We start from the raw sequence: 21,278 nt of genomic DNA on the forward strand, positions 1-21,278 counted from the left end.
CCTTTCAGGGCATCATAACGGCGCGCCGGCGAGCAGGCGCGGCAGCTTGCCGACCGTCCCGCGCGCATGGCGCATGAAGAAGCGCTTGAGCGGCGGCAGCCTGTTGACGCCGGCCAGCCCGAGCGCCCGGGCCACGCGGAGCGGCGCAACATCGTTGGAGAACAGCCGGTTGAGCGAGTCAGTCACCGCGAGCAGTACCATCGCATCGGTCCGGCGCCAGCGCTGGTAATCCTCCAGCACCTCGGGCCGGCCGATATCGAGGCCGAGCCGCCGGGCATCGACCAGGCATTCGGCAAGCGCGGCGACATCGCGCAGGCCGAGATTGAGGCCCTGGCCGGCAATCGGATGCATGACATGGGCGGCGTCGCCAACCAGCGCCAGCCGCCTGTCGATGTAGCGGGCGGCATTCTGCAGTCCGAGCGGATAGCTCCAGCGCGGCCCGACGATTTCGAGGTCGCCCAGGTAATCGCCGAAGCGCGCCGCCATCTCGTCGAAGAAGGCCGCATCGTCGAGCGCCATGATCGCCGGCGCCAGCGCCGCCTTCTCGGTCCAGACCAGCGATGAACGGTTGCCGGACAACGGCAGGATCGCGAAAGGACCGGCCGGCAGGAAGCGTTCCTGGGCAACCCCGCCGTGCGACAGTTCGTGGCGCACGGTGCAGACGATCCCGACCTGGTCGTAGGACCAGCCGCTGACCGGGATGCCGGCTGCTTCGCGGAGCGCCGAGTTCCGCCCCTCGGCTGCAACCACGAGGCGCGCCGTCACGGTTCGCCCTTCGTCCAGCCTTGCCCGGACGCCATCATCGTCGCGCACCGTATCGACAAGTTCGGCCGGGCGGAACTGGCGGAGCGACGGCAGTTCCTCAGCGCGGCGGAACAGTGCCTCCCGCAGCCAGCGGTTCTCGACCATATGGCCGAACGGGCCTTCGCCCAGTTCGCGATTGTCGTAATGCAGGAACAGCGGCGATTCGCCGTCGGTCACCCGAATGTCCCGGATCGGCTCGGCATCCCGGACATGACGCCAGACGCCGATCGCCTCGAGCAGGCGCCAGGTCGCGAAGGCGATGGCAGACGCGCGGCCGTCGAATTCCGGGGCGACATGACGGGCTTCCGGATCGCGATCGACCAGCACGACCCGAAGACCCGCATCGGCAAGCGCGATAGCCAGACTCATGCCGACCAGTCCGCCGCCGGCGATCACGATGTCGGCGTCCGGCTCGGCCACCACCGCGGATGACTGGCGAGATGTTCCGTTGCTCATGGCTGCAACATGTGACGCGCGCGGACGCGGCTGTCCAGTGCCCAGCGTCTCGGATGTGTCACGGCCCTGCCCCGGGACATCGATGGTGAAATCATGGGCATTTTCTCGAGTTTGCACAATTTTTCATCACTCGACAACGCTAATCCCGTGTCGACCGCCGCAATCCACTGCGTAACCTCCTGATTCGTAGCGTATTTGTGCGCCGCAGCAGAAAACGGCACGGTTCTTGATTTAGTCCGTCACCAGAAGGCGCGTTCCGTTCGCGAGGGGCGGATGCGGCATTGCTGACAAGGCAACCCCCTGGGGAAAGAGGTGAAGGTATGAAGCTGGTCATGGCGGTCATCAAGCCGTTCAAGCTCGACGAGGTGCGCGAGGCTCTCACGCGCCTCGGTGTCGAGGGCCTGACGGTAACCGAGGTCAAGGGCTACGGGAGACAGAAGGGCCACACCGAGATTTATCGCGGTGCGGAATACGCGATCTCCTTCGTACCCAAGATCAAGATCGAGGTCGCGGTCAGCGACGCCCTTGTCGAACAGACCGTCGAGACGATCGCCCAGGTCAGCAAGACCGGGCAGATCGGCGACGGCAAGATCTTTGTCTACGACCTGAAGAGCGTGCTGCGTATTCGCACCGGCGAGCGCGATGCCGAGGCTCTTTGACATGCGGAGAGAATCAATCATGCGCAAATCACTGCTCGGAACGTCGGCGCTGGCCATCGCCCTGCTGACGGCCGGAACCGCTCACGCCGAGGTCTCGGAAGAAACCGCCTACATCCTCAACTCGTTCTCGTTCCTGGTGAACGGCGCCCTCGTGATGTGGATGGCGGCGGGCTTCGCGATGCTCGAATCCGGGCTCGTGCGGGCCAAGAACACGGCCACGATCTGCCTGAAGAACATCGCCCTCTACGCCCTCGCCGGCCTGATGTTCTACTTGGTCGGCTATACCCTGATGTATGGCATCGAGGAAGGCGGCTGGCTTGGCCCGATCTCGCTGTTCTGGGCGCCTGACGACAGCGCCGCGGCGGCCGGGAACTTCACCGAGGTCGGCTATTCCGCCTCGTCCGACTGGTTCTTCCAGATGGTCTTCGTCGCCACCGCCGCCTCGATCGTCTCGGGCACGCTGGCGGAGCGGATCAAGCTCTGGCCGTTCCTCGTCTTCGTGCTCGTGCTGACCGGCATCATCTACCCGATCCAGGGTTCCTGGGCCTGGGGCGCCGGCTGGCTCGACGCGATGGGCTTCTCCGACTATGCCGGCTCGACCCTGGTGCATTCGGTGGGCGGCTGGGCCGCGCTTGTCGGCGCCGTCATTCTCGGCGCGCGCAAGGGCAAGTACGGCGCGAACGGATCGGTCCATCCGATGCCCGGGTCGAATTTGCCGCTCGCCACGATCGGCACCTTCATCCTGTGGCTCGGCTGGTTCGGCTTCAACGGCGGCTCTGTGCTCTCGCTCGGCTCCGCCGCGGCGGTCATCGAGATGGCGAACGTCTTTGCCAACACCAACATGGCGGCAGCGGGCGGTGTCGTGGCGGCCATGCTGCTGACCCAGGTCCTCTACAAGAAGGTCGATCTGACGCTGGCGCTCAACGGCGCGATCGGCGGCCTGGTCTCGATCACCGCCGGTCCGGCGGCGCCGACGATGGGCGTCGCGATCCTGATCGGTGCGATCGGCGGCCTGCTGGTCGTGCTCGCCGTCCCGCTGCTCGACAAGCTGAAGATCGACGACGTCGTCGGCGCCATCCCGGCCCATCTGGTTTGCGGTATCTGGGGCACCATGGCGGTGCCGATCAGCAATGCCGAGACCAGCTTCGTGACCCAGTTCGTCGGCGTGGTCTCGGTCGGCGCCTTTGTCCTGGTCTGCTCGACCATCGTCTGGCTGGCGCTGAAGTACACCATGGGTATCAGGGCATCGGAAGAGGACGAGGTCATGGGCCTCGACCGCGCCGAGCTTGGCCTCGAGGCCTATCCGGAGTTCGGCCAGGGCTCGCAGTCCTACTGATCCACCACTGGAAGGACGACCGAGAGGGCGGCCCGCGAGGGCCGCCCTTTTCGTTTCTCCGGCCCGCCGCCCGGCGCGGTCGACGCGACTCGGACCCCCACGATCTAGCGATCACTGCCCGCGACCGGGACAAGTTATGGTCCGATTCGACATTTGATTCAGGCACGGCGAACTTGTAAGACTTGCCCCGGATTCGTAGATTCGTTTGTGTTTTGTACTCATGGGCTGGTACGTGCAGCCGAATTCGTCCCGCCCCATCGCGAGATTGTCCGCCGATGCTTAATCCGCGGCTCGACCGCCTGACCGATTATCCGTTCCAGCGACTGCGGGATCTGCTCGACCCTCTGGCGCCGCCAAAGGGACTCGACCCGATCGCGATGACGATCGGCGAGCCGCGTCATCCGTTTCCCGGGTTCGTTCATGAGCTGCTCGCCGCGCACGGCGCGGAACTCGGCCGCTATCCGAACGTCCGCGGCACTGAGCCGCTGCTCGCCGCGATCGCCGGCTGGCTCGGCCGCCGCTACCGGCTGCCCGACGGCATGATCGACGCCGGGCGCATGATCGCGCCGCTGAACGGCAGCAAGGAGGGCCTGTACATGGCGGCGCAGGTGGTCGTGCCGCCGCCGGTCAACGGCCATGCGCCGCTGGTCGCCATGCCGAACCCGTTCTACCAGGTCTATTACGGCGCCGCGGTCATGGCGGGCGCCGAGCCGCTGTTCCTGCCGGCCCGCGCCGAGACCGGCTTCCTGCCCGACCTCGACCGCCTGGACGAGACGACGCTGTCGCGGCTTGCCGCGCTCTATATCTGCACGCCGGGCAATCCCCAGGGCACGGTCGCCGACGCTGCCTATCTGGGCCGCCTCATCGATCTGGCCCGGGCGCACGATTTCGCGCTCATCGTCGACGAGTGCTACGCCGAGATCTACGACCGGGAACCGCCAACCGGCATCCTCGAGGTCTGCGCGACCAGGGGCGGCGACCTCACGAACGTGCTCGCCTTCCATTCGCTGTCCAAGCGCTCCAGTCTGCCGGGCCTGCGCTCGGGCTTCGCGGTCGGCGACCCGAAGATCGTCTCGGCCTTCATCCGGCTTCGAGACTATGGCGGCGCGCCCTCGTCGCTGCCGACCTACGCGGCCGCCGCGGCGCTCTGGAATGACGAGGCCCACGTGGTCGAGAACCGGGCCCGCTATGTCGCCAAGATCGACCTCGCCGAAAGCATCCTCGGCAACCGTTTCGGCTTCTACCGGCCGCCCGGCGGCTTCTTTCTCTGGCTCGATGTCGGCGACGGCGAGGTCGCGGCGCGGCGGCTCTGGCAAGAAGCGGCGTTGCGCGTCCTGCCGGGCGCCTATCTGAGCCGCGACGGCGCAGACGGCAACCCGGGCCAGGCCTATATCCGCGTCGCGCTGGTCGATGCCCCTCCCCTGCTTCGCGACGGCCTCGGCCGGATCGCGGACATTCTTTAGGCCGGAGATCACAATGGCCGAACGAGCGAGCGCCTCCCGATCCCTCTCCTTCCTGCCGGAAGGGGCGCCGGAATTCATCCGTCGGCGCGCCATCGAGGGTGCCGGCCTGCTGGTTTTCACGCTCGCCATGCTGCTCGCCGTCGCGCTGCTGACCTACGACCCGGCCGACCCGAGCACCAACAACGCGACGGTGGGAACGGTTACCAACGCACTCGGACCCTGGGGCGCCAACACCGCCGACCTGATGATGCAGTGGCTCGGGCTCGCCGCCTTCGTGCCGGTCGCGCTCGGCGTCGCCTGGAGCTGGCGCCTGGTGCGCCATCATCGGCTTTCCTGGGGCTGGCTGCATGTCGCCTTCGTGCCGATGGCGCTGATCCTCGTCTCCGGCTTCGCGGCCTCGGTTCCGGTACCGGCCGACTGGCCGCTCGGGGTCAGCTTCGGCGGCGTTCTCGGCGATAGCATCTTCACCTGGCTGGTGCCGCTCAGCGAGGCGATCGGCCTGCGCCCGCCGAACTGGGTGTTCAGTCTCGTGCTCGGTGGCGCCTCGCTGATCTTCCTGTATTTCTCGTTCGGGGTGAGCGTCGGCGAATGGCGGGCGGTCGGCCGCGGCCTGCGCTGGCTGGCAAGCCCACTGTCACGTCGCGCCGGACGTGCCGCTGGCGAGGCCGGCCAGTCGATCCGCGCCTCGCTGACCGCCGGCGCCCAGCGCTTCGGCCGCCGCAAGGAGCCTTCGCTCAAGGCCGAGCGCCGCCGCGCCGCGCCGCGGGTTACCCCGGAACGGTCCCGCGAGACCGAGCCGGCCCAGGTGCCCGAGCGGCGGGGCCCGAAGGTTGAGCCGCAGATCGAACGGCGCCCGACCACCAAACCCGGACGTCGCGCCGCCGCCGAACGCCAGCCAGACCTCGATCTCGGGCCGGCCGACGGCCTGCGCCTGCCGACCCTCGACCTGCTCGACATGCCGCCGTCGACCGGCAATCGCGGCGAGAAGCTCAGCGAGGAAGCGCTGCAGCAGAATGCCCGGCTGCTCGAGGGCGTGCTCGACGATTACGGCGTTCGCGGCGATATCGTGAAGGTCCGCCCCGGCCCGGTGGTGACGCTTTACGAGCTCGAACCGGCGCCCGGCGTGAAGACCTCGCGCGTGATCGGCCTGGCCGACGACATCGCCCGCTCGATGAGCGCGATCTCGGCCCGCATCGCGGTCATTCCGGGGCGGAACGCGATCGGCATCGAGCTGCCGAACCAGAGCCGCGAGACCGTCTATCTTCGCGAGCTGCTCGCCACCTCGACCTTCGAATCCTCGAAAACCAAGCTCACGCTGGCGCTCGGCAAGGATATCGGCGGCGGCCCGGTTGTCGCCGATCTCGCGCGGATGCCCCATCTGCTCGTCGCCGGCACCACAGGCTCGGGCAAGTCGGTCGCGATCAACACCATGATCCTGTCGCTGCTCTACCGGCTCGCGCCCGAGCAGTGCCGCTTCATCATGGTCGATCCGAAGATGCTCGAGCTTTCCGTCTATGATGGCATTCCCCATCTGCTCGCCCCGGTCGTCACCGAGCCGGGCAAGGCGGTCGTGGCGCTCAAATGGACGGTCCGCGAGATGGAAGAGCGCTATCGCAAGATGGCGGAACTCGGCGTCCGCAACATCGACGGCTACAACCAGCGGGTCCTGGAGGCGGTCGCCAAGAACGAGGAACTGACGCGCACCGTGCAGACCGGCTTCGACACCGAAACCGGCGAGCCGATCTTCGAGGAGCGTCCGCTCGACCGCGAGCCACTGCCGCTGATCGTGGTCATCGTCGACGAGATGGCCGACCTGATGATGGTCGCCGGCAAGGACATCGAAGCCGCCGTGCAGCGCCTCGCGCAAATGGCGCGGGCCTCGGGCATCCATCTGATCATGGCGACCCAGCGGCCGTCGGTCGATGTCATTACCGGCACCATCAAGGCGAATTTCCCGACCCGGATCTCGTTCCAGGTGACCTCGAAGATCGACAGCCGGACGGTGCTCGGCGAACAGGGCGCGGAACAGCTGCTCGGCCAGGGCGACATGCTCTACATGCCCGGCGCCGGCCGCATCACGCGTGTCCATGGTCCGTTCGTCTCGGACGAGGAAGTCGAGAAGGTCGTCGCCTTCCTGAAGGACCAGGGCGAACCGGAATATCTCGACGAGATCACCGCCGACGAGGAAGGCGGCGGCGGCTTCTCCGCCATGGACGGCGCGCCTGGCGGCGAGAAGGTGGACAGCTTCTACGACCAGGCGGTGGCGCTGGTCTGCCGCGAACGCAAGGCTTCGACCAGCTTCGTGCAGCGCCATTTCCAGATCGGCTACAATCGCGCCGCGCGGATCATCGAGCAGATGGAACGCGACGGCGTGATCAGCCAGGCCAACCATGTCGGCAAGCGCGAAGTGCTGGCCCGGGATATCGACGACCGCGCCACCTGACCACCGTCCCCGGGCGACGTGACGACTTCAGCGCTGGCCAAACCGCATCCGCATCCCTATGTGAGGCGAATGATCGCATTCCCCCTCCGCGGTTCAATCCGTCATCGCCTGCTGTCCGGCCTTCGCGGCCTGGCGGCGGCGTTCCTTCTCGCCCTGTTGCCGCTCGGCGCGAGCGCGACGCCCTTGCCGCCAGCCGAGGCCGGCGCCGTGGTCGCCAGGATCGAGGCCTATCTCAACGGCATCCGGTCGATGAAGGCATCCTTCATCCAGGTCAGCCCGGACGGCAGCGTGGTGAACGGCGAGTTCTACCTGCGCCGCCCCGGCAAGGCGCGCTTCGAATACCAGCCAGACGTACCGATTCTCGTGGTCGCGGACGGCCTGTGGCTGATCTTCTACGACAAGGAGGTCGAGCAGGTGACCCGGCTGCCGCTCTTCTCGACTCCGATCAGCGTGCTGCTGCGCGACGAGGTGTCGCTCGGCGACAGCATCAGGATCGAGGCGGTCGAGCGGGTCGGCGGGCTTGTTTCGGTCCGCGTCCGTGATTCGGGATCGCCCGAGGAGGGCGCCCTCACGCTGATCTTCAGCGAGGAGCCGATGGCGCTCCGCAAGTGGATCGCGCTGGATCCGCAGGGCTACGAAACACAAGTGACGCTGGTCAATCCGGTCTATAATCTCGACTTGCCGGCCAAGCTTTTCGTCTTCCAGGATCCGGCTCCTTCCGGCCCTGGTCGATAACGCAGCCGTGCGCGGGTCACGCCGGCGATGCCGGCGAGCTGTGCGAGGTACGGGATGTCCGCTGAACGAGACCGACTGCTGATCGGGGTTACCGCCTGCGTCCGGGACCTGGACCGGCGCGACTTTCATGTCCTGAGTTCGTTCTACGTCGACGCCGTCGCCCATGCCATGGAGGCGGTGCCGCTGGTCATCCCGGCGCTCGGCCCGGCGGTGGACTGGACGACCATGCTCGACCGTCTCGACGGCCTGCTGTTCACCGGCAGCCCGTCGAACATCGAGCCGCATCACTATGCCGGCCCACCCGCCCGCGACGGCGTCATGAAGGACGCCAGGCGGGACGCGACGACCCTGCCGCTGATCCGCGAGACGATCCGGGCCGGCGTGCCGATGCTGGCGATCTGCCGGGGCTTGCAAGAACTCAACGTCGCCTATGGCGGCAGCCTGCACCAGCATGTCGAGGAGGTCCCGGGACGGACGGACCATCGTTCCCGCGACAGCGACCCGATGGAGGTCCGCTACGCGCTCCGCCACGAAATCGCCTTCACGCCGGGCGGACAGCTCGCGGCGATTGCAGGCACCGATCATGCCCGCGTGAACAGCCTGCACGGCCAGGGCATCGACCGTCTGGGCACCGGCCTGGAGGTCGAGGCGACGGCTCCCGACGGCACGATCGAGGCGGTTCGGGTCGCCGACGCGCAGGCCTTCGCGCTCGCCGTGCAGTGGCATCCGGAATGGAAAGCCACTGAAATCCCGCTCTCTCGTGCCATCTTCGCCGCCTTCGGCGATGCCTGCCGGCAGCACGCGGAGCGGCGCAACGACAGACCGGCACAAGCGGGCGGATATGGACGAAATCGAATCGTGGCTTAAAGAACGCGGCATTACCGAGGTCGAGTGCCTCGTCCCGGACATCACCGGTATCGCGCGCGGCAAGATCCTGCCGGCCCGGAAGTTCATCCAGAGCCAGTTGGACCAGAGCCTCCGCCTGCCTGAGAACATCTTTACCCAGACGGTGACTGGCGAATTCGTGACGACCGACGTCACGGACGAGATCGAACCGGACGTGATTCTCCGGCCCGACCCGTCAACGCTCCGCCTCGTGCCCTGGTACTCGGAGCCGACGGCGCAGGTGATCTGCGACGCCCACTACCGAAGCGGCAAACCGGTGCCCTTCGCGCCACGACAGGTGCTGCGCCGGGTGCTCGACCATTTCAAGCGCCGGAACTGGCAGCCGATCGTGTCGCCGGAGCTCGAATTCTTCCTGGTCGCGCGCAATCTCGATCCGGACCTGCCGCTGCAGCCGCCGATCGGCCGTTCGGGCCGGCCGGAGGTCGGCCGCCAGTCCTTCGGCATCGACGCGGTCAACGAGTTCGACCCGATCTTCGAGGATGTCTACGACTATTGCGAGGCGCAGGAACTCGATGTCGACACCCTGATCCACGAGGCGGGCGCGGCCCAGGTCGAGATCAATTTCAACCACGGCGAGCCGATGTCGATGGCCGACCAGGCCTTCCTGTTCAAGCGCACCGTCCGCAACGTCGCGATCAGCCACGACGTCTATGCGACCTTCATGGCGAAGCCCTATCAGAACGAGCCGGGCAGCGCGATGCACATCCACCAGAGCCTGGTCGACGCCCGCACCGGCGAGAACCTTTTCTCCACCCGGGCCGGAAAGAACAGCCGGCTGTTCCTGTCCTACATCGCCGGCCTGCAGGAGTATTCGCCGGCGGCGATGCCCCTGCTCGCGCCGAACGTCAATTCCTACCGCCGCATCACGCCGGACTGGTCGGCGCCGATCAACCTGCTCTGGGCCGACGAGAACCGCACCGTCGGCCTGCGAATACCGGCCTCGGGACGGGAGAACCGGCGGGTCGAGAACCGCGTCCCCGGGGCCGACGCCAATCCCTATCTGGTGATCGCGGCGACGCTCGCCTGCGGATATCTCGGCATGAGCCAGCGCCTGAAGCCGAGCGAGCCGACGATCGGCTCGGCGTACGGCAAGCCGGACTTCGCGCTGCCCCGCTACTTGCCGGACGCGCTCGAGCAACTCCGCCACTCCAGCGACCTGCAGCGGATCCTCGGGCGCGATTTTGCGCATCTTCTGGTCGCCGTGAAGCAGCAGGAAATGAATGCCTATCACGAGGTGATCAGCGCCTGGGAACGGGAGCATCTCCTGCTCAACGTCTGACGCGGCCGTGCATGCGCGACGCCCCGGCGCATATTCCGGGGCTTCGATTTACGCCCCCGATTTGCTAGGATCGCGGCCATGCGACGCGCCTGCCCACCGAACCGGACGGCCGGTCTCTGCCGGAAGCGGATTCTGCTGATCGACTGCGCGCGCATCGATTACAATCCCTGATCGCGCGCGACGACCCAGCCGTCACCCTTCCAGCGCGACGATCAGAGGTTTCCATGTCCATCAGCAACAAGCATCGCCCGACGACCGCCGAATTGCGCGCGCTCGACGCGGCCCACCACCTGCATCCGTTCACCGACCATGCCGCGCTCGGCGCCAAGGGCGTGCGCGTCATCGACCGCGCCGAAGGCGTCTATCTGTGGGATTCGGAAGGCAAGCGCCTGCTCGACGGCATGGCCGGCCTGTGGTGCGTCAATGTCGGCTACGGTCGCGAACGCCTTGCCCAGGTCGCCTTCGAGACGATGCGCGACCTGCCGTATTACAACACGTTCTTCCAGACCACCCATGCGCCCGCCGTCGAGCTTGCCGCCAAGATCCGCGAAGTCACGCCGGAGGGCATGGAACTCGTCTTCTTCGCCTGCTCGGGCTCGGAAGCCAACGACAGCATGGTCAAGTTCGTCCGCTATTTCTGGAACCTGCAGGGCCGCCCCGAGAAGAAGATCATGATCAGCCGCAATTCCGGCTATCACGGCGTGACGCTCGCGGCCGCCTCGCTGTCTGGCCTGACGCCGATGCATCCGCAGTTCGACCTGCCGCTGCCCGGCTTCGAGAAGGTCGACGCGCCCTACTGGTTCCGCGACGGCGGCGACCTCTCGCCGGAGGAATTCGGCCTCAAGGCGGCGGCCAGCCTGGAAACGAAGATCCTCGAACTCGGCGCCGGCAATGTCGCCGCATTCGTCGCCGAGCCGATCCAGGGCGCCGGTGGCGTCATCATTCCGCCGGCGACCTACTGGCCCGAGATCCAGCGGATCTGCGACAAGCATGATGTCCTTCTGGTCGCCGACGAAGTGATCTGCGGGTTCGGCCGGACCGGCAACTGGTTCGGCTGCGATACCTTCGGGATCCGCCCCGACATCATGACGATGGCGAAGGGCATGTCGTCCGGCTACCAGCCGATTTCGGCGGTGGTGCTGGGCGGCCGCGTCGCCGCGGCGATCGGCGGCGCCGACGAGGAGCTTTCGCACGGCTTCACCTATTCCGGACATCCGGTGACCGCCGCCGTGGCGCTCGAGAATATCCGGATCATCGAGGAAGAAGATCTTGTCACCCGGGTGCGTGAGGATATCGGCCCCTACCTCCAGCAGGGTCTGCAGAGTCTCGCCGACCATCCGCTGATCGGGGAGGTTCGCGGCATCGGCCTGCTCGGCGCGCTCGAACTCGTCGCCGACAAGGCGACGCGGAGCCGTTTTCCGGCCGACCGGAGCGTCGGAATGATCTGCCGGGACCATTGCTTCGGCAACGGACTGGTGATGCGCGCGGTCGGCGATACCATGGTCGTCTCGCCGCCGCTGACGATCAGTCGCGAGGAAGTCGACGAGCTCGTCAGGCTGGCCCGGACTGCCTTCGACCTGACCGCGCGCGACCTCGGCGTGAGCGCCTGATCGCGCTCGATGGTGCGTTGCAAAAGGGGGAGTTGACAGCCGGCCCGGACTGACCGCAATGATTGCAGCAGACGGCAATTTCCCCGGCAGGAATGGGAGAGAGAAATGGCAAATCCGGCGGGATCGCTCGTTGCAGCGGTCGGCCTTCTGGCACTGACAAGTTCCATCGCTCTCGCCGAGGGCGTTGTCCATGTCTACAACTGGTCGGACTATATCGATGAAGAGATCCTCAGCGATTTCGAGCAGGAAACCGGCATCAAGGTCGTCTACGACGTCTTCGATTCAAACGACATCCTCGAAACCAAGCTGCTGACCGGCGGCACCGGCTACGACGTCGTCGTGCCGACCGGCACCTTCCTCAACCGGCAGATCCAGGCCGGCGTTTTTCAGCCGCTCGACAAGTCGAAGCTGCCGAACATCGCCAATATGGACCCGGCGATCATGAAGCGGGTCGCGATCCATGATCCGGACAACAAGTATGCCGTCAACTACATGTGGGGCACGACCGGCATCGGCTACAATGTCGACAAGATCAAGGAGCGCATGCCCGATGCCCCGGTCGACAGCTGGCGCATGATCTTCGATCCCGAAGTGGTGTCGAAGTTCGCCGATTGCGGGATCCAGATCCTCGATGCCGCGGACGAACTGATCCCGGCGGCGCTCAACTATATCGGCGAGAATCCCGACAGCCACGATCCCGACGTGATCGCAAAGGCAGAGCCGGTACTGAAGGCGATCCGGCCCTATATCTCGAAGTTCCACTCCTCCGAATATATCAGCGCGCTCGCCAACGGCGACATCTGCCTGGCGGTCGGCTGGTCCGGCGACGTGCTGCAGGCCCGCGACCGTGCCGCCGAGGCCGGCAACAATGTCTCTGTCGAATACACCATCCCGAAGGAAGGCACCCTGATGTGGTTCGACAATCTGGCCATCCCGGCCGATGCGCCGCATCCGGACAATGCCCTTGCATTCATCAACTACCTGATGCGCCCGGAGGTCATCGCCAAGGCGACCAACTACGTCTACTACGCCAACGGCAACAAGGCGTCGAAGTCGCTGGTCGATCCGGAAGTCACCGGCGATCCGGCCATCTATCCCAGCGACGAGGTCGTCGACAGGCTCTACGTCACCACCCCCTATGACCGCAAATCGCAGCGCATCGTGACGCGCCTCTGGACCAATCTGAAAGCCAACCAGTAGGATCGAGAGGGCGCCCGGTCGGCGACCGGGCGCCGGATCTTCCGGCACGACTTGCGGAGGGGGCCCTTGACCGCGCGCGCGACCGAACCGACCAAGAAGAAGAAATGGGCGCCGTGGTCGGATCCGGAGGCCGAACCCTTCATCCGACTGGTCGACGTCAGCAAGCGCTTCGGCGATTTCCTCGCGGTCGACAATATCTCGCTCGATATCTACCGCAGCGAGTTCTTCGCCCTTCTCGGGCCATCGGGTTGCGGCAAGACGACCCTGCTCCGGATGCTGGCGGGCTTCGAGAAGCCGACCTCCGGACGCATCGAGATCGATGGCGTCGACATGGCGGACGTTCCACCCTACGAGCGCCCGGTCAACATGATGTTCCAGTCCTATGCGCTATTTCCGCATATGACGGTTGAGCAGAATATCGCTTTCGGGCTGCGCCAGGACCGGGTCCCGCGGGACGAGATCGCCCGCCGGGTCCGGGAGATGCTGGACCTCGTCCAGCTCGGGCCACTCGCCAAGCGCAAGCCGCACCAGCTCTCCGGCGGCCAGCGCCAGCGCGTCGCGCTCGCCCGCAGCCTGGTCAAGCGGCCGAAGATGCTGCTACTCGACGAACCGCTCGGCGCGCTCGACAAGAAGCTCCGCGAGAAGACCCAGTTCGAACTGGTCAACATCCAGGAGGAGACCGGGATCACCTTCGTCATCGTCACGCATGACCAGGAAGAGGCGATGACCGTCTCGTGCCGGATTGCGGTCATGAACCAGGGCCGTGTCGTACAGGCGGCAACGCCGACCGAAGTCTACGAGTTCCCCAATTCGCGCTACGTCGCGGAGTTCATCGGCGACGTCAATATCTTCGAGGGGCGGGTTACCGAATCGGGTGCCGACCATGCCGTGATCGGCGCGCCGGAAGCAGACTGCCGCTTCCGGATCGACCACGGCATATCGGCCAACGTCGAGGCCACCGTCTGGCTCGCGCTCCGACCCGAGAAGATGGTGATCGGCAAGACCCCGCCCGAGGATCCCACCGTCAACTGCATCAGCGGTGTGGTCTGGGACATCGGCTATCTCGGCAACCTCTCGATTTTCCATGTCCGGCTCGATTCCGGCAAGACCGTGACCTCCATTCGCACCAATCGCAGCCGCGAGACCGAGCTCGACATCACCTGGGAGGACCGGGTCTACCTGACCTGGGCACCCGGCGCGGTCGCGGTGCTGATGACATGAATACGGGTAAACGCCCGGTAGCCGCCTATGTCGACCGCCAGGCATCGACCCCGCCGGGCGGCCGGCTGGAATCGGTGCACCGGGCGATGATGGCCTACCGGGTCTATCGCTGGTTCGCCCTCATCGGCGACAAGTTCGGCATCAGCGGCCAGACGCTGGTCATCGCGATCCCGTTCATCTGGCTGCTGCTGTTCTTCCTGGCGCCGTTCCTGATCGTGCTGAAGATCAGTTTCGCCGAACCGCTGACGGCGATCCCGCCCTACAGCCAGCTCTGGCAATGGGACGGCGAGACGCTGGCGATCCATCTCAACCTGTATAACTACATCTTCCTCGGCGAGGATGACCTGTACTGGCGGGCCTACCTGTCGAGCATCCGGATCGCCGGGATTTCGGCGCTGTTGACGCTGCTTGTCGGCTATCCGCTTGCCTATGCGATGGCACGCGCGCCGGCGTCCTGGCGGCCAACCCTCGTGATGCTGGTCATCCTGCCCTTCTGGACCTCGTTCCTGATCCGCGTCTATGCCTGGATCGGCATCCTGAAGCCGGAGGGACTGCTCAACCTGCTGCTCAGCTGGCTCGGCCTGATCGACCAGCCGCTGACGATCCTGAACACCAATACCGCGGTCTATATCGGCATCGTCTATTCCTACCTGCCCTTCATGGTCCTGCCGCTCTATGCCAACCTGGAGAAGATGGACCTGAGCCTGCTGGAAGCGGCGGCCGATCTCGGCTGCCGGCCGATCAAGGCATTCTGGCTGGTGACCGTGCCGCTCTCGGTGCCGGGCATCATCGGTGGCCTGCTGCTGGTCTTCATCCCGGCGGTCGGCGAGTTCGTCATTCCCGACCTGCTCGGCGGCTCGGAAACGCTGATGATCGGCAAGACGCTCTGGTCGGAATTCTTCAACAACCGCGACTGGCCGCTCTCGAGCGCGGTCACCGTCATCCTGCTCGGCATCCTGCTGGTTCCGATCGTCTACTTCCAGCGCCAGCAGGCGAAAGCGGCGGAGCGGGCCTAGATGTTCAACCGGCTCACCCCGTTCAACGTCACCGCGCTCGCCTTCGGCTACGCCTTCCTCTACCTGCCGATCGTGATCCTGGTGATCTTCTCGTTCAACGAGTCACGGCTGGTGACGGTCTGGGCCGGCTTCTCGACCAAGTGGTACGTCTCGCTGTTCGATAACACCAAGATCATGGACGGCGCCTGGACGACGCTGCGGATCGCCTTCATATCGTCGACCCTGGCGCTGGTCTTCGGTACCCTTGCCGGCCTGGCGCTCGCGCGCTTCACGCAGTTCCGGGGCCGTACGCTGTTTTCCGGAATGGTCGCGGCGCCGCTGGTGATGCCCGAGGTGATCACCGGGCTCTCGATGCTGCTGCTGTTCGTCGCGCTCGACTGGACGCGCGGCATCGGCACGATCACCATCGCGCATACCACCTTCGCGATGGCCTATGTCGCGGTCGTCGTGCAATCCCGACTTGTCACCTTCGACCGCTCGATCGAGGAGGCGGCGCTCGACCTGGGGGCGACGCCGGCGAAGACCTTCTTCGTCATCACCCTGCCGATCATCGCGCCGGCGCTCGTTGCCGGCTGGCTGCTTTCCTTCACGCTCTCGCTCGACGACCTGGTCATCGCCTCGTTCACCTCGGGCCCCGGCGCGACCACCCTGCCGATGGAGATCTACAGCATGGTGCGGCTCGGCGTGACGCCGGAAATCAACGCGGTCTCGACGATCCTGGTCGGCATAGTGACCGTCGGCGTGCTGATTGCCAGCGTGCTCCAGAAGCGCGCGGCCCTGCAGCGCATCGCCGACGAAAGGCTGGCCCAGGCGAGCGAGTGAGCGGCCGGGCGCGGGCGACAGGCGACGTTCAGGAGGCGCCGTTGCCGTTCAACTTCTTCAGGAGCGCGATCAGTTCGGCACGCTCGCCCGCGTCGAGGGCCTCTGTCACGCCCTCGTCATGGGCCCGGACATCGCCGGCAAGCACATCGTAGAGCGTCTCGCCCTGCGGGCTCAGATGGAGCGCGTAGGACCGCCTGTCGTTCGGAGCGGGCCGGCGCTCGACGAGCCCGCGCTTTTCCAGCCGGCCGATCACGGCAACGACGGTCGAGCGATCGACCCCCATCGCCTGACCGAGGTCGCTCTGGTTGAGGCCGGCATTGCGATGGATGATCGTCAGCACGCCGAACTGGCCCGGCGTGATCCGGTGCCGCTCGATCCTGCGGGCGAAATCCTGGAACACGAGAACCTGGGCGCGCCGAATGTTGTAACCGACAAGTTCGGGCAGGATTCCGAGATCGAACCCCCGTTGCGCCCGCTGGTCCGCCGCCGATCCGGGGCGCGCCGGCTCCTCTTTCCCGCCGGGCGACGATCTGTCCTGGCCTGTCCGTTCCTGCACCCTGTTGCTCTCCGTTCTCGGCTTTCACCCGGCAATTCAATTCTCGACGACAGCTGATCGCATCGGCGCACTGGCTTTTTCGTGCTTTCTGTACTATAACTATCGGATAGGATTTTGGGTGACCAGACCGACCCCAATTTCCCTCAGGCGAACGAGTTTCCCCTCCCTTCGCCTGTACTCGGCAACGAGCGGAGCGCCCGGTCGATCCCCCTGACCGGGCGCTCTAGCCTCATTTTCACCGCTACCGACGGGAAGACAAGTGCCGGCTGTAGCGTTCGCAGATATTGTTGGCCTGCCAAACATTAGTTGACAGCCTCGGGCCGCCCGCGTTTTATCGTCACAGGCACGGACGAGGCTATTGATGTCGTACAGGGTCAGGATCCGACAGTCGGAGACGCCGCTCGAGGTGGCGATGGGACAGACGATCCTCGAGGCCGCGCTCGAGGCCGGGATCTCCTATCCCTGCGGCTGCCGGTCCGGGAACTGCGGTGCCTGCAAGTCCCGGCTCTTTGAGGGCGACGTCGAGATGTCGCCCCATTCCCCCTATGCGCTGAGCAAGGAGGAACGGAAGGCCGGCTTCATCCTGGCCTGCCGTTCGGTCCCGTGGAGCGATTGCGATGTCGCCTGGAACGAGCCCGACGAGCTGCCCCAGCATCCGCTCCGGCGGCTGACCTGCCGGGTCTGCGGGCTGGACGCGCTTACCCATGATATCCGTCGCGTCCGACTGGAGATCGTCGAGGGCGGCCCCTTCGATTTTTCTGCCGGGCAATATGCCTCGCTCGCCTTCAACGGGCACCCGCCGCGGGACTACTCGATGGCCGGCGCGCCCGGCGACGAGGTCCTGGAATTTCATGTCCGCGCGGTCGAAGGCGGCGGGGTCAGCGCTTTCGTCGCCCGGGAACTGGCCCCCGGCGATCGCGTGATCGTCGAGGGTCCGCACGGCATCGCGCAGCTCCGCGAGGGTCATCGCGGGCCGATCCTGGCACTTGCCGGCGGCTCGGGGCTGGCGCCGATCCGCTCCATTGTCCGCCGCGCCCTCGATCTCGGTTTTGCCCAGCCCATTCACTGCTATCTCGGCGTGCGCGACGAGCGCGACGTCTACGGCGAGGCGGAATTCCGCGCGCTCGCCGAGCAGCACGGGAATTTCAGCTTCACCGTGGTGCTGTCCGAGCCGAGCGCCCCGACCGAGCGGCGGACCGGATATCTCGCCGACATCGTCGCCAGCGACTTCGCCAACCTCGACGGGGCCAAGGCCTACCTCGCCGGACCGCCGGTGATGGTCGAGACCTGCGTTCGCAAGCTGGAGGCAGCAGGCCTCGCGCCTGAGGACTGCCACGCCGACGCCTTCTACACGGAAGCCGAGAAACAAGCGCTGGAGGCAGCCAATGGCTGACGGTCCCCTTCTCCTCGACGGCCGGGTCGCCATCGTGACCGGCGCCGCCCGCGGCATCGGCGCGGCCATCGCCCGCACGCTCCATGATCAGGGCGCGGCCGTGGTGATCGCCGACAGCGGCACCGGGATCGACGGCCAGGGCGCCGATCCGGCCCCGGCCAGGGCGCTTGCCGCCGAACTCGGCCCGCGCGCCGCGGCCTTCACCGAAAGCGTGGCCAGCCCGTCCGCAGCCGCCGCCCTGGTCGAGAAGGCGGTGGCGACCTTCGGTGCACTCGACATCGTCGTCAACAATGCCGCGATCCTGCGCGACGGCTTCATCTTCAAGCAGGATCCGGGCGACTTCGAGGCCGTGCTCCGCAACAACCTGTTCGGCGCCTGGTACCTGCTGAACGCGGCAACCCCGAGAATGCGCGACCAGGGCAAGGCCGGCCGGGCACCCGGCAGCCTGCTCAACATCATCTCGACGGCCGGCCTCTACGGCAACTTCGGACAGGCCGCCTATGCCTCCGCCAAGGCCGGGCTGGTCGGTCTGACGCGGGTCGTCGCCCTTGACCTGCAGCGTGCGGGCATCACCTGCAACGCGCTGGCGCCATTCGCGGCGACCCGCGTGACCGATACGATCCGGCCGGCGAACCCGGCGCAGGAAACCTACAAGACACGGGCGATGAAACTCGATCCGCGCCACGTGGCGACGGTTGCCGGCTGGCTCGTGTCACCGCTCGCCGCGACCGTCAGCGGCCAGGTTTTCGCGGTGCGCGGCCGCGAGGTCTTCCTCTTCAACCAGTCCCGCCCGGAGCGGCGGCTGGCGAGCGCGCACGAGGACTGGCGGATCCAGAGCCTCGCCGACGCGGCCGACGCCGCCTTTGCCGACGGCTATACCGCCCTCGAAACCGATCTCGAGGCCTTCAGTTCAGAACCCCTCATTTAGGGAGAACCGGGATGAGCAACGCCGACCCGATCAAGACCTGCCACGACCTGGAAAGGGAACCGGAAGAGTTCCAGACGGCGGTCAGGAAGCTCGTCGTCAGCCACGCGGTGAACGAGCTCTACGGCGCCCAGGTGTTCGACGAACCGGCAATCGCGCTGGCCCCCACGCCCTATGCGAAGTGGTTGACCTGCCGCGTCGCGATGGAGGAATACGGCCATCACGTCCGTTTCCGCGAGCTCGGCGAGGAGCTCGGCGTCCCGGCCGCGGAGATGACGCCGGAACACAAGCAGCCGCTTTCGATCTTCGAATTCCCGCTCGAGACCTGGGCGCAGTTCTGCGTCATCAAGCTGCTGGCCGATCTCGCCGAGATCCTGCAGGTCGAGGACCTGGCCCATTGCCGCTTCCTGCCGCTCCGCAACCTCGCCCGCATGACGATGCCGGAGGAACGGTTCCACGCCCAGTTCGGCAAGGATTTCTGCACCGAGCTGTGCCAGACCGAGGAAGGCCGCCTCGAGGTCCAGGCGGCGATCGACCATTATTTCCCGATGCTGCCGCCCTTCTTCGGTCGCAGCCGGTCGAAGAACAACGAGATCTATCTGAAATACCAGATCAAGCAGCGTAGCAACGACGAGATGCGAGCAGATTTCATGTCACGCGCGCGGACGGTCGTCGAGGACGAACTGGGCTTGAAACTTCCCGAGGTCGCGGCCACGGTGAACTGACGGGGCGCGCAGGCTCCGGCAGGCACGAACAAGCGAGAGACGAACATGGCAACGGCGAAGCAGACATCGATCGAGGACGCGCGACAGGATTTCTACGACCGCATGTCGCCGGGCAACATGACGCCGCTCTGGCAAGTCCTGCATTCGCTGGTGACGCCCGAGCCGAGTTCGACCTGCGAAAGCGCGATCTGGCATTATGACGAGGTCCGTCCCTTCATCGAGGAAGCGGGCAACATCATCACCGCCGAGGAGGCCGAGCGTCGGGTTCTCATTCTCGAAAACCCGGGCCTGCGCGGCCAGTCGCGCATCACCACCAGCCTCTATGCCGGCCTTCAGCTCATCCTGCCCGGCGAGATCGCGCCCTCGCACCGGCATACCCAGAGCGCGCTCCGCTTCGTGGTCGAGGGCGAAGGCGCATATACCGCCGTCGACGGCGAACGGACCATCATGCGCGAGGGCGATTTCGTCATCACGCCGACCTGGACCTGGCACGACCATGGCAACGAGACCGACCGGCCGATGGTCTGGATGGACGGCCTCGACATCCCGATGATCCAGTTCTTCGACGCCAGCTTCGCGGAACGCTATCCGGAACCGGAACATCCGATCAGCCGGCCGGTCGGCGATTCGGAGGCCCGCTACGGCGCCGGCCTGCTGCCCGACGGCTACAGGAATGCCGGCCCGTCGTCGCCGGTCTTCAATTATCCCTATGCCCGTACCCGCGAGGCCCTGGAGCAGATGCGCCGGCGCGCGGAATGGGACCCCTGCCACGGTCTCCGCATGCGCTATGTGAACCCGGTCAACGGCGACTACGCGATGCCGTCGATCGCGACTTTCATGCAGCTTCTGCCGGCGGCTTTCGAAACCGCCCCCTACCGGTCCTCGGACGGCATCGTCTTCTCGGTCGTCGAGGGGCACGGCGAAACCCGGATCGGCGACCGGGTCTATCAATGGGGACCGCGCGACATCTTTGTCATTCCCTCCTGGACCTCGTATGTTCACGTCGCCAGCGAGGATGCAGTGCTGTTCTCCTTTTCCGACCGCGTCGTGCAGGAGAAGCTCGGATTCTGGCGCGAAGACCGTAGCCGGAACTGACGGAACCGATCCCCTGATGCGCTTCGACGACGATTTTGACGAAGAGGAACTGCCCGACCCGGCCGAGTATCCGACGCTGGTCGCGGTCGCCCGCTTCACCCGCCTGATCCCGGCGGTGCCGTGGTTCGCCGCGGTCGGCGAGACGATCGGTCTGCAGGACCGGCAGGAAGCGGAATCCTACTGCTCGGCACTGGGCTTTCCCGGCGCCGACGTGGCCCTCGTCCCGGACTGGCACGAGGCGGAAAACGTCGCCCGGAACCCGGACTGGAACGATTCCTGGTGGGAGCAGGAGGAACAGCTTCGCGTCGGGCTGATCGCCGATGCCTGCGAGTTCCTGCCCGAGCACGAGTTGATGACCGCGCTGACCCATGTCACCAGCGTCGCCTCGGACCATGTTCACGGCGCCGCCGCGATCGCCGCCCAGCATGGCGGGATCGGCGACGAGGCCCTGGTCCGCGCCGCCGCCGGCGCGGCCACCCAGGCGTGTTACCAGGCAGCGCTCGTGCTTGCCGCAGGGGCCGACGACGAGCATTGCTTCGCCATCAAGTACCGTCTGTTCGAGGCCGGGCGCTGGCCGCTCGGGATCATCGGCTCGACATTCAGTCTGTTCTGACGACTTTCTATCCGGGGTAAA

Annotated in this window: 19 protein-coding genes; 17 read left to right on the forward strand and 2 right to left on the reverse strand. The window is 66.2% G+C overall.

Annotated features, from left to right (window positions below; all coding sequences use genetic code 11):
* Positions 1 to 12: 12 nt before the first annotated feature.
* Positions 13 to 1,260, reverse strand: coding sequence for a UbiH/UbiF/VisC/COQ6 family ubiquinone biosynthesis hydroxylase (locus tag OCH7691_RS01665; RefSeq protein ID WP_085881684.1), 1,248 nt, complete (start codon positions 1,258 to 1,260; stop codon positions 13 to 15).
* A gap of 320 nt (positions 1,261 to 1,580) precedes the next feature.
* Here OCH7691_RS01665 and OCH7691_RS01670 point away from each other — a divergent pair, with 320 nt between their 5' ends.
* The 12 genes from OCH7691_RS01670 (at position 1,581) to OCH7691_RS01725 (ending at position 15,950) form a co-directional block, all read left to right on the forward strand.
* A complete protein-coding gene (locus tag OCH7691_RS01670; protein WP_085881685.1) occupies positions 1,581 to 1,919 on the forward strand; it encodes a P-II family nitrogen regulator in 339 nt (112 codons plus the stop codon).
* Positions 1,920 to 1,938: 19 nt separating this feature from the next.
* The gene (locus tag OCH7691_RS01675) at positions 1,939 to 3,255 is read left to right on the forward strand and encodes an ammonium transporter AmtB (RefSeq protein ID WP_085881686.1); all 1,317 of its coding nucleotides are present in this window, start codon (positions 1,939 to 1,941) and stop codon (positions 3,253 to 3,255) included.
* A gap of 275 nt (positions 3,256 to 3,530) precedes the next feature.
* Positions 3,531 to 4,718, forward strand: coding sequence for an aminotransferase class I/II-fold pyridoxal phosphate-dependent enzyme (locus OCH7691_RS01680; protein WP_085881687.1), 1,188 nt, complete (start codon positions 3,531 to 3,533; stop codon positions 4,716 to 4,718).
* Positions 4,719 to 4,731: 13 nt separating this feature from the next.
* Positions 4,732 to 7,161, forward strand: coding sequence for a DNA translocase FtsK (locus OCH7691_RS01685; protein ID WP_085881688.1), 2,430 nt, complete (start codon positions 4,732 to 4,734; stop codon positions 7,159 to 7,161).
* A 69-nt stretch (positions 7,162 to 7,230) separates the two neighbouring features.
* Entirely contained in the window at positions 7,231 to 7,896 is a 666-nt protein-coding gene (locus tag OCH7691_RS01690) for a LolA family protein (protein ID WP_085881689.1), read from the forward strand.
* A gap of 54 nt (positions 7,897 to 7,950) precedes the next feature.
* A complete protein-coding gene (locus OCH7691_RS01695; protein ID WP_085881690.1) occupies positions 7,951 to 8,763 on the forward strand; it encodes a gamma-glutamyl-gamma-aminobutyrate hydrolase family protein in 813 nt (270 codons plus the stop codon).
* The gene (locus OCH7691_RS01700; RefSeq protein ID WP_085881691.1) at positions 8,738 to 10,081 is read left to right on the forward strand and encodes a glutamine synthetase family protein; all 1,344 of its coding nucleotides are present in this window, start codon (positions 8,738 to 8,740) and stop codon (positions 10,079 to 10,081) included. Before OCH7691_RS01695 ends, OCH7691_RS01700 begins: the two co-directional genes overlap by 26 nt.
* A 224-nt stretch (positions 10,082 to 10,305) precedes the next feature.
* Positions 10,306 to 11,691, forward strand: a complete 1,386-nt coding sequence (locus OCH7691_RS01705) for an aspartate aminotransferase family protein (RefSeq protein WP_085881692.1) — start codon at positions 10,306 to 10,308, stop codon at positions 11,689 to 11,691.
* Between the two features lie 105 nt (positions 11,692 to 11,796).
* Positions 11,797 to 12,891 carry a polyamine ABC transporter substrate-binding protein gene (locus tag OCH7691_RS01710; protein WP_085881693.1) on the forward strand — a complete coding sequence of 365 codons (1,095 nt, stop codon included), beginning with the start codon at positions 11,797 to 11,799 and terminating at the stop codon, positions 12,889 to 12,891.
* 66 nt (positions 12,892 to 12,957) lie between these two features.
* The gene (locus tag OCH7691_RS01715) at positions 12,958 to 14,112 is read left to right on the forward strand and encodes an ABC transporter ATP-binding protein (RefSeq protein ID WP_139839482.1); all 1,155 of its coding nucleotides are present in this window, start codon (positions 12,958 to 12,960) and stop codon (positions 14,110 to 14,112) included.
* 89 nt (positions 14,113 to 14,201) lie between these two features.
* Entirely contained in the window at positions 14,202 to 15,128 is a 927-nt protein-coding gene (locus OCH7691_RS01720; protein WP_085883438.1) for an ABC transporter permease subunit, read from the forward strand.
* The gene (locus tag OCH7691_RS01725) at positions 15,129 to 15,950 is read left to right on the forward strand and encodes an ABC transporter permease subunit (protein ID WP_085881695.1); all 822 of its coding nucleotides are present in this window, start codon (positions 15,129 to 15,131) and stop codon (positions 15,948 to 15,950) included. It abuts the gene before it with no gap.
* Between the two features lie 28 nt (positions 15,951 to 15,978).
* Here the strand turns inward: OCH7691_RS01725 and OCH7691_RS01730 are convergent, their stop codons facing one another.
* The gene (locus OCH7691_RS01730; protein WP_085881696.1) at positions 15,979 to 16,506 is read right to left on the reverse strand and encodes a MarR family winged helix-turn-helix transcriptional regulator; all 528 of its coding nucleotides are present in this window, start codon (positions 16,504 to 16,506) and stop codon (positions 15,979 to 15,981) included.
* A 361-nt stretch (positions 16,507 to 16,867) separates the two neighbouring features.
* On the opposite strand from OCH7691_RS01730, the gene OCH7691_RS01735 reads away from it, so the two are divergent.
* The 5 genes from OCH7691_RS01735 to OCH7691_RS01755 are packed head-to-tail and all read left to right on the forward strand — an operon-like array spanning position 16,868 to position 21,257.
* Positions 16,868 to 17,899 (forward strand): 2Fe-2S iron-sulfur cluster-binding protein, encoded by a 1,032-nt coding sequence (locus OCH7691_RS01735; RefSeq protein WP_085881697.1) that lies wholly within the window; start codon positions 16,868 to 16,870, stop codon positions 17,897 to 17,899.
* The gene (locus OCH7691_RS01740; protein ID WP_085881698.1) at positions 17,892 to 18,827 is read left to right on the forward strand and encodes an SDR family oxidoreductase; all 936 of its coding nucleotides are present in this window, start codon (positions 17,892 to 17,894) and stop codon (positions 18,825 to 18,827) included. The genes OCH7691_RS01735 and OCH7691_RS01740 overlap by 8 nt, the downstream gene beginning before the upstream one ends.
* A gap of 11 nt (positions 18,828 to 18,838) precedes the next feature.
* The gene (locus OCH7691_RS01745; protein WP_085881699.1) at positions 18,839 to 19,549 is read left to right on the forward strand and encodes a Phenylacetic acid catabolic protein; all 711 of its coding nucleotides are present in this window, start codon (positions 18,839 to 18,841) and stop codon (positions 19,547 to 19,549) included.
* Between the two features lie 45 nt (positions 19,550 to 19,594).
* Positions 19,595 to 20,644: a gentisate 1,2-dioxygenase gene (gene gtdA / locus OCH7691_RS01750; protein ID WP_085881700.1), complete on the forward strand. Its 1,050-nt coding sequence runs from the start codon at positions 19,595 to 19,597 to the stop codon at positions 20,642 to 20,644.
* A 16-nt stretch (positions 20,645 to 20,660) separates the two neighbouring features.
* Positions 20,661 to 21,257 carry a hypothetical protein gene (locus OCH7691_RS01755; protein ID WP_085881701.1) on the forward strand — a complete coding sequence of 199 codons (597 nt, stop codon included), beginning with the start codon at positions 20,661 to 20,663 and terminating at the stop codon, positions 21,255 to 21,257.
* Positions 21,258 to 21,278 lie beyond the last annotated feature (21 nt).

This window comes from Oceanibacterium hippocampi (genome assembly GCF_900172325.1).
GTDB lineage: Bacteria > Pseudomonadota > Alphaproteobacteria > Sneathiellales > Sneathiellaceae > Oceanibacterium > Oceanibacterium hippocampi.

Coding starts and splice junctions, on each gene's coding strand:
- OCH7691_RS01665 (WP_085881684.1), bottom strand. CDS start 1,260: ATGAGCAACGGAACATCTCGCCAGTCATCCGCGGTGGTGGCCGAGCCG.
- OCH7691_RS01670 (WP_085881685.1), top strand. CDS start 1,581: ATGAAGCTGGTCATGGCGGTCATCAAGCCGTTCAAGCTCGACGAGGTG.
- OCH7691_RS01675 (WP_085881686.1), top strand. CDS start 1,939: ATGCGCAAATCACTGCTCGGAACGTCGGCGCTGGCCATCGCCCTGCTG.
- OCH7691_RS01680 (WP_085881687.1), top strand. CDS start 3,531: ATGCTTAATCCGCGGCTCGACCGCCTGACCGATTATCCGTTCCAGCGA.
- OCH7691_RS01685 (WP_085881688.1), top strand. CDS start 4,732: ATGGCCGAACGAGCGAGCGCCTCCCGATCCCTCTCCTTCCTGCCGGAA.
- OCH7691_RS01690 (WP_085881689.1), top strand. CDS start 7,231: ATGATCGCATTCCCCCTCCGCGGTTCAATCCGTCATCGCCTGCTGTCC.
- OCH7691_RS01695 (WP_085881690.1), top strand. CDS start 7,951: ATGTCCGCTGAACGAGACCGACTGCTGATCGGGGTTACCGCCTGCGTC.
- OCH7691_RS01700 (WP_085881691.1), top strand. CDS start 8,738: ATGGACGAAATCGAATCGTGGCTTAAAGAACGCGGCATTACCGAGGTC.
- OCH7691_RS01705 (WP_085881692.1), top strand. CDS start 10,306: ATGTCCATCAGCAACAAGCATCGCCCGACGACCGCCGAATTGCGCGCG.
- OCH7691_RS01710 (WP_085881693.1), top strand. CDS start 11,797: ATGGCAAATCCGGCGGGATCGCTCGTTGCAGCGGTCGGCCTTCTGGCA.
- OCH7691_RS01720 (WP_085883438.1), top strand. CDS start 14,202: ATGGCCTACCGGGTCTATCGCTGGTTCGCCCTCATCGGCGACAAGTTC.
- OCH7691_RS01725 (WP_085881695.1), top strand. CDS start 15,129: ATGTTCAACCGGCTCACCCCGTTCAACGTCACCGCGCTCGCCTTCGGC.
- OCH7691_RS01735 (WP_085881697.1), top strand. CDS start 16,868: ATGTCGTACAGGGTCAGGATCCGACAGTCGGAGACGCCGCTCGAGGTG.
- OCH7691_RS01740 (WP_085881698.1), top strand. CDS start 17,892: ATGGCTGACGGTCCCCTTCTCCTCGACGGCCGGGTCGCCATCGTGACC.
- OCH7691_RS01745 (WP_085881699.1), top strand. CDS start 18,839: ATGAGCAACGCCGACCCGATCAAGACCTGCCACGACCTGGAAAGGGAA.
- gtdA (WP_085881700.1), top strand. CDS start 19,595: ATGGCAACGGCGAAGCAGACATCGATCGAGGACGCGCGACAGGATTTC.
- OCH7691_RS01755 (WP_085881701.1), top strand. CDS start 20,661: ATGCGCTTCGACGACGATTTTGACGAAGAGGAACTGCCCGACCCGGCC.